Origin of the sequence: Hydrocoleum sp. CS-953, assembly GCF_002260545.1 — a bacterium.
GTDB lineage: Bacteria > Cyanobacteriota > Cyanobacteriia > Cyanobacteriales > Microcoleaceae > Trichodesmium.
In genome coordinates, this window is record NZ_LGSU01001127.1 from 1 (window position 1) to 7057 (window position 7057).

The following is a 7057-nucleotide window of genomic DNA, read 5'->3' on the forward strand; positions in this document are numbered from 1 at the left end:
ACCTCTCCCTAAAACGGATAGGATTGAATAAAAGGAAAATAAATTCATTGTTTCTCTTGATCTAGTTGGCTTTAAACCTTAATTATTCGGTAAATTTACTAACTTGGGCAAAATCATTAGCTCAGGCAGAAAAGCTGATGGAGGAGGGTACAAAATTAGCTAGAGTTGGAAAAATTGAGGCCGCAGTTGAAAAGTACAAAAAAGCAAAAGAACTTGACAAAGTGGCATTCATATCATGTCCCCTGGTATCGTTTGTGTAAACCAAAGGGTGAATATCTACAGGAAATTTAAGTTCTTTCAGGGTTAATACCCTTAATTCCAAGAATACTAAAGCTTTCATCCCAAATTTCGCTCATTCGCTCATTCTGAATTCTTACCCTTTTACAATACCGATGCTACCGGACATGATATCATTCCTACTCGGCTTTGTTGCATGAAGGTAGCGATCGCCAAATCACCCCCTTGTGGCGGTATAACTATAAAGTTACCTTGTAACTTTCTGGTAAGCCAGTTTGAATCATGCGGTTGAGAATCGCACATTGTATAAATAATTCAACTGCTTGAGTGTCGAATTTTCGTCTTCGTAGCTTACCTCCGAATATCACTTTGAGCCTAAACATAGTGGTTTTCCTTCGGAATGCTACGCAAACAGATAACGAACGTCGATGATAGCCACTATCACGCTTCCACTTTTTCCGTCCTACTTTCCTTATTCGTCTTAGATTTTCATCTCTAGGATGCGGTGCTGCTTTACAGTTACCATGTTGCCATATTATGGCATCTTTTCGTGGTGGTATTGTTGGTGTTGCCCCCTGCTTGCTAGCAGCATCGTAGCATTTACGCTGATCATAAGCCCCATCTCCTGAAACTTGAACTATCTGTCCTTCATTGATTTCTAGTAGGTCAGAAAATACTTGCTCATCACTAACATTGTTAGTTGTTACCACCGCACTCACAATTTCTCCTGTTGCCTGATTCACTCCCAGATGCAGTTTACGCCATGTTCTACGTTTACCTACACCGTGTTGCCTGGTTTTCCATTCTCCCTCACCATATACTTTTACCCCTGTAGAGTCTACTACCAGGTGTATGGCCTCTGTTGATGGTAATACTGGTATCTCTATGTTTAATTNTTGTTAGTTGTTACCACCGCACTCACAATTTCTCCTGTTGCCTGATTCACTCCCAGATGCAGTTTACGCCATGTTCTACGTTTACCTACACCGTGTTGCCTGGTTTTCCATTCTCCCTCACCATATACTTTTACCCCTGTAGAGTCTACTACCAGGTGTATGGCCTCTGTTGATGGTAATACTGGTATCTCTATGTTTAATTTGCTCAGGCGACGAGATCAAGTACTGTGGTCTGGCACTAGTAAGTCTACCCCCATCAAGGCCAATATAGATGCCACAAAACCTTCTGTTTGTCGCCCAGCCAAGCCAAATAAGGACTGTAATGTAGCCATTAATTCAATGGCTACATTGCTGTAGGTATTGGATGCTCCCTTGCGTCCTGTTTTCTCCTGATTCAGCCACTGCTCTATCACCTCTTGATTAAGCCAAAATGTTAGACTTCCTCGTTGCCTTAAGGAGGCATCATATTCAGACCAGTTGCTAACTCGGTACTTAGACTTGGACTTAGACTTACTCATATCTACTTGGTACAGTTTTTTGTGCCATACTCTACTATTTTTACCCTCTCATCGTCTTTTGTGCAACAAAGCCTTCCTACTCTGCAAAATATGATCCAGAAGCTAAAGCCAAATCTGAGGTAGTAGATGGCTCTTAAAACAGTTGTAAGCGATCGGGCATAGTAGAAAAATAATTAGATTTGACTTATAATTTGGCTAAACTTGGATAATTTTTGGAAAAAGGGAAAAAATAATGAAAATCAAAGGATTTAGTGTTGTTATTATTGGCATTTGTGGACTAAGTGTAGGGATACTCCAACCAGTAGCGGGGACAATGAAACTATCTGTTTTAGGGCAACAGTCTGGCAAAATAGAGGAATTTGATCGACCTCTTCGGCAAACTACTGTATTTCGACAACTGGTTAACAAGCAAGCTATTCAACTATGGGAAAGTGCCTTACCTATCACAGAAAAAGTTAGAGCAGCAGAGCCTCCTATCTCTGAATTTCAAAGCTTTGTTGAATATAAAGTGGCGGATAGAGATAGAGAACTTAAGATGCGAGATGGTAGGAGAATTCCTGGGGGTACTCGTGGTGGGGTGAAGTCTAACGGTGGCAGTTGTGCTCAAAATGAAAAGTCTTTTTTAGCATTAATTAATGAACGTAATCAATGGGAAAAAACCTTGGCAAGTCATCCGAATTTTTGGTTGTATGTTCCTCGTTCTAGCAGTTATATTAAGTTCAATTTAGTGGATAATTATTCTGAGGAGCAAATTTATCAGACTAAATTTAATATTAAATCGGAGGGAGGATTTATTAATTTTAAATTACCCTCTAGTGCCCCTCCTTTAAAAGTGGCTGAGGATAATCTACAAACCTATAGTTGGGTATTTACTTTGAATTGTGGAGACAAGGAGTTGTTAGTTAAGGGAGTGGTGAAAAGGATGCCAGCAAATGATAGTTTGATTAGTGAGCTAGAGTCTGCTGAAACTGTTATGGACAAGATTGATATTTATGAAAAAAATGATTTGTGGCATGAGACTATTACAGAGTTAGGAAATTTACGCCGGAGTAATCCTGATGATTTAGAGGTTAAGGATAGATGGAATAGTTTATTACAAAAATATGAGAAGAGTTTATCTGAAGGAGGTGATTTGAGTCGGTCTATTTATAACTTGAGTGAGGAACCAATTCAAGATTGTTGTGATTTAGGTGATGTATAATAAGAGTTATCAATTGTATTATGTTTAGATATAGCAATCCTCCGCATATTCGTGGCAAAAATCTTACTGCTTTTTAGGTATGGAGGGAACAGGGAACAGCGAACAGGCCGGAGTTTCAAGTTTTTTATCTACTTTTTAATTGATCACGACCTATTTAGGATTACTATAATGACTTACTGTCAAGTCTGTGGCAACTGGAATGGAGTAGAAGGAATCAATCCCAAGCTTTTAGAGAAGGCAAAAGGCAAAAGTCTGCCAGGTAAAATGAGGAACATCATTCAACCAATTATTGAGACGGTATAAATTTAGTCCTGCTGCAATCAAAATATGTTGTCAATGTGTTTTAGCTAAACCGATAGAGCAGATTTCGGACAAATGAGGTACAAGTTGAAATAGTAAAACTCTTGTGTTGCCAAAATCTTGCTCGCCAAATGTGTACCTCATAACATCGGGAAGTGTTGTATATCAAGATTGACGCCAGCCTTCTCTTCTAATGCCTTATGATATCATGTCTGGTAGCATCGGTATTGCAAGTGAGAAGGTAAGGAAAGAGGAAGAAGTAGTAAGAGAAGAAAAAATCTTGGATAAGGTAGATATTTCCCCAACTTTTACACAAGACTATACCAACGGACATGATATGAGAAATTGCCTTCGATTCCCGTATGCTTTAGCCAGGGGATAAAAAAGGAAATTTCTGATTTTTTTGCCTCCCTATTATAGGAGGTACTGTTAACGCAGTTCCTCCACCAGGAGGCTAACTGTTAACCTAGTTCCTCTGCAAGAGGCTAACTGATAACTGATGATTAATCCTGGACAAATATTACAAGACCGCTATCAGGCAATCAAACTACTAGGAGACTGTGGTTTTGGTCAAACTTGGGAAGTTGATGATGGTGGTACAAGAAAAATTCTGAAAATATTGCAAGTACCAAAAGCAATAGATGATGAAGAAATGGAGCAAGTCATTTCTCTGTTTGAACAAGAGGCAAATGTTTTAACACAATTGCACGATCTTGGATTACCAGAAGTGGGACCAGAAGCATATTTTATTGAGTCAACAGAAGATGTGGGGCCATTACACTGTCTAGTAATGGAAAAAATTGAGGGGATAAATTTATCTGACTGGCTCGAACAAAATAATCAGGGGGAACCTATAGAAGAAGAGCAAGCGATCGCCTGGTTAACACAATTAGTAGAAATTATTAGCAAACTCCATCAGTATCACTGCATCCATCGGGATATTAAACCAACAAATATCATTCTGCGTTCTACAGCGGAAAACCAAAATAATACTATTGCGCAACAGATAGTATCTGATAATTTGTCAAATAGTAGTCAAGTTCAGCCAAAAGATATAGAAGCTAGGGAAGCCAAAAATTTAGCTCCTATCTCACTGACTCCAAAAAATGTTGCACAACTAGGAAATAATACAAAAACACTTGGAGCAACAGAGGGCGACAAAAGCGAAGTTGAGAACAAAAAAAGTCAGACAGCAAATCAGGAAGACTCCCAAAAACAAGAGTGGGGTCAACTAGCTTTAATTGACTTTGGCGCTACTAGACAAGTTACAGAAACATATTTAAGACAAGTAGAAGGCAAAAATGTTAGTGGAATTATTTCTCAAGGTTATACATCCCCAGAACAATATGAAGGCAAAGTAACAAGACAGTCGGATGTCTTTGCTATTGGTCGGACTCTAGTTTTCTTACTAACAGCAGAAAATCCTAGTAACTTACCCACAGAACCTCAAACTGGTAGATTAATGTGGCGAGACCATGCTACTCAAATTTCAAAAGAGTTGGCAGATTTAATTGATGAGATGATGACTAATTTGCCTCAGTGTCGTCCCCAAACAAACGAAGATATTCTCGAACGTCTTGCTACCTGTAAGCAACAAGTAGAAACAGAAACAGAAGTTGAACTTAAACCTAAACCCACCCAAAACCAAAAACCCACTCCTGTAACTGAAAACCAGTCTTATTCACGACTACTCCAGTCAAAGCTACTTAATTTCAAGGGTAAATCTCAAAAAAATACACCTCAACCTAATAAATGGTTAGGCAAAATTTCTCTATTCACATTGGGAGTAATAGCTGTTTTCATTGCTTTCTTGCCTGAAGCACCAACAACTTGCCCTTTAAAGTTTGATGACAAGTTAAGTTGTGGTGAAGAAATTCTAATTCCTGGTTCGGCAACAACAGACAAAGAAGAAGGAGTTAAAGCTTTTGCTGATGCTAATTATCTTCAAGCAGTCACACTTTTAGAAACAGCTAGAAAAAAACAAATTAACGATCCAGAAACTCTGATTTACCTAAATAATGCTAAATTGGCTGCTAACAATACTGAAGCTTATACTATAGCTGTTGCAGTACCAATGACTGGTGATTCAAGATCGCTAAACTATAGTTTAGAAATATTGCGGGGAGTTGCTCAAGCTCAAGATGTAATTAACCAAAGTGATAGCTGGCTCGGAGGTAAGGGTTTAATTGTGATTATTGCTGATGATATCAATTCTTCTACACAAGCTGTGAGAAGAGCAAATGCTTTGGCTGCAACTGGTCAAGTTTTAGCGGTAGTTGGTCATCTTTCTAGTCAAATTACTATGGAAGTAGCTCCAATTTATGAAGAAAATAAACTGGTATTAATTTCTCCTACTGCTAATGCTTCTACATTATCTAATCGTAATAATTTTTTGTTTCGGATGATTCCATCTGATGCGACAATGGCTCAAGCAATGGCTAGTTACTTAATTAGTCAATCTGAAGATGAACAGCCAAAAGTAGCTTTATTTCATATTCCTAATGATGTTTACAGTGAATCTCTCAGGAATCAGTTTAGTGTCAGTTTCACCGCAGGTCGGGGCAAAATAGTTAAAGATTTGGATGAGAAATTTGATTTATCGAGAACTGCTTTTAATGCTAGTGCTGCTATAGATAGAGCGGAGAAACAAAAGGCTACAGCTATAGTATTATTACCNCCAAAAGTAGCTTTATTTCATATTCCTAATGATGTTTACAGTGAATCTCTCAGGAATCAGTTTAGTGTCAGTTTCACCGCAGGTCGGGGCAAAATAGTTAAAGATTTGGATGAGAAATTTGATTTATCGAGAACTGCTTTTAATGCTAGTGCTGCTATAGATAGAGCGGAGAAACAAAAGGCTACAGCTATAGTATTATTACCAGATATTTTCAGTTTATCTAAGGGAATAGAGGTAATAAAAGCAAATTGGCAGTTGAATTTACCGATCGTTGCTGGAGATAGTCTTTATAATGATTATGCTCTCAAGTTTGGTGCTGACGAAGCGGAGAGAAATCTTATAGTGGCTACACCTTGGCACAGTTTGAATAGTCCTAATCTTGATTTTCCTCAGCAAGCAAAAGAACTTTGGGGTGGTGCTGTGAGTTGGCGTACAGCTTTTGCTTATGATTCTGTTCAGGCTTTGATTACTGCTTTAGAGTCACTCCCGGAGCAGAAAGAATTAAATCGTATTGGTCTACAAAAAGTTTTGGCTGCTGAAAATTTTAGTTCTTACGGTGCTACGGGAGAGATAACTTTTTTACCGAATGGCGATCGGCAGGAATCAAGAATTAGTTTTACTGAGGTTGTTAAGTCTAGTTGTTCGCCATTGGGTTATACGTTTTTGCCTCTAGATTATCCTGTTAGTCAATTTAATCTTTTGGAATGTGAGGAGTAAATTCAGGAGTCAGTTATCAGTTTATTTCCAGTGTTTAAGAAACCGGGTTTCTCGGAGGTAGATGTTATATGGTGGGGCNATGGCGATCGGCAGGAATCAAGAATTAGTTTTACTGAGGTTGTTAAGTCTAGTTGTTCGCCATTGGGTTATACGTTTTTGCCTCTAGATTATCCTGTTAGTCAATTTAATCTTTTGGAATGTGAGGAGTAAATTCAGGAGTCAGTTATCAGTTTATTTCCAGTGTTTAAGAAACCGGGTTTCTCGGAGGTAGATGTTATATGGTGGGGCATTTAATATCAACCCGGTTTCTATGCTTTTTACACTGATACTACCGAACATGATATTATTCCTACAACTCACTATTATTGTGGATAAAGTAATAATTAATTCATTTTCTTAAGCACTCTACCAGAGGTGATGAGTAGTGAAATTTTGCTTCTATTGTGGATAAAGTAATAATTAATTCATTTTCTGAAGCACTCTACCAGAGGTGATGGATAGTGAAATTTTG

The 7057-nt window shown here is 38.3% G+C and carries 5 protein-coding genes and 1 pseudogene; 4 read left to right on the plus strand and 2 right to left on the minus strand.

Annotated elements, in window-relative coordinates; genetic code table 11:
• Positions 1 to 476: 476 nt before the first annotated feature.
• Both AFK68_RS17485 and AFK68_RS41960 read right to left on the minus strand, forming a co-directional pair.
• Positions 477 to 1132, minus strand: a 656-nt coding sequence (locus AFK68_RS17485) for an IS5 family transposase (RefSeq protein WP_168186525.1), incomplete at its 5' end; no start/stop codon positions are given.
• Position 1133: 1 nt separating this feature from the next.
• A pseudogene (locus AFK68_RS41960) lies at positions 1134 to 1651 on the minus strand (IS5 family transposase); the annotation flags it as partial.
• Between the two features lie 232 nt (positions 1652 to 1883).
• On the opposite strand from AFK68_RS41960, the gene AFK68_RS17500 reads away from it, so the two are divergent.
• From AFK68_RS17500 to AFK68_RS45585, 4 genes are all read left to right on the plus strand, one after another.
• Positions 1884 to 2852: a DUF928 domain-containing protein gene (locus tag AFK68_RS17500; RefSeq protein WP_094673880.1), complete on the plus strand. Its 969-nt coding sequence runs from the start codon at positions 1884 to 1886 to the stop codon at positions 2850 to 2852.
• Positions 2853 to 3020: 168 nt separating this feature from the next.
• Complete coding sequence (locus AFK68_RS43535) at positions 3021 to 3155, plus strand: hypothetical protein (protein ID WP_256386598.1); 135 nt, start codon at positions 3021 to 3023, stop codon at positions 3153 to 3155.
• Positions 3156 to 3360: 205 nt separating this feature from the next.
• Entirely contained in the window at positions 3361 to 3534 is a 174-nt protein-coding gene (locus AFK68_RS17510; protein ID WP_210407468.1) for a hypothetical protein, read from the plus strand.
• A 117-nt stretch (positions 3535 to 3651) separates the two neighbouring features.
• Positions 3652 to 5828, plus strand: a 2177-nt coding sequence (locus AFK68_RS45585; RefSeq protein ID WP_371357435.1) for a bifunctional serine/threonine-protein kinase/ABC transporter substrate-binding protein, incomplete at its 3' end; no start/stop codon positions are given.
• Positions 5829 to 7057 lie beyond the last annotated feature (1229 nt).